This window comes from Flavobacterium sp., assembly GCF_003525665.1.
Classification (GTDB): domain Bacteria; phylum Bacteroidota; class Bacteroidia; order Flavobacteriales; family Flavobacteriaceae; genus Flavobacterium.
The window spans coordinates 1-842 of the sequence record NZ_DQDX01000044.1 but is presented as its reverse complement, the minus strand read 5'-3'; the positions used below and the strand labels follow the sequence as shown (position 1 = coordinate 842).

Annotated in this window: 1 protein-coding gene; it reads right to left on the bottom strand. The window is 26.8% G+C overall.

The window, feature by feature from the left end:
• Positions 1-22 precede the first annotated feature (22 nt).
• Positions 23-811, bottom strand: coding sequence for a helix-turn-helix domain-containing protein (locus DIU01_RS03140; protein ID WP_290831800.1), 789 nt, complete (start codon positions 809-811; stop codon positions 23-25).
• Between the last annotated feature and the right edge of the window lie 31 nt (positions 812-842).

Sequence of the window (842 nt, the reverse complement as noted above, 5' to 3'; positions counted from 1 at the left end):
ATCAAACAAAAAAACAAACATTTTAACTTTCAAAATTGTAAAAATCCGACAATGGTATATTTTTCTGAAAAAAAGAGGGTTTGAGCTTGGCAAACTCATGAAATTCTTTTATAAAATGAGATTGGTCTGCATAGTCATAATCGCTGATAAGTTTAGTTATACTTTTAATTTTACCATTTTTTAATGATTCAACAGTGCCTTGAAACCTAACTAATCGAATATACTTTTTAGGATTTATTCCTAAATAAGTTTCAAAAATTCGTTCCATGGTTCTTTCAGAAACACTATATTTTTCAGCAAGTTGAACTACTGATAAGTTTCCTTTTTGAATAGTAATATCATTTATCATTGTTTCAACTTGTGTAGGTACTATTCTATTTATCTTCGTTAGAAAGAAATAATCTAATAATTCAACTCTTTTACAAGCTTCATCATTTTCAATTAATTTTTCCTCCAACTCTTTTACTTCATTTCCAAATAAAAGTTCTAAACTATGTATTTTTCCGGCTATCTCTTTTATTGCGGTATTGGTAAAAGCATACAATCCATATGCTTTTAACTGCACACCTATTAAATCTATTTTTCCACTTGGTGATTTTATTACATGTGACTGCATACAAACAGCAGACATCAAATGTTGTGGTAATTTTTCATTATTTTCTATGAATTTGTTTCCAAAATTAAATACAACAACTGATTTACCATTTGGAAAAAATTTCATCTCTTTGTGTTCAAACAATAAATCTTCAGATTGAACAAAAAAGAAGAAGTCTATATATGGATTTCTTGAATTATATTTTGTTAACTGCATTAGTCTTTAATGTATTTGATGTGTTATATAG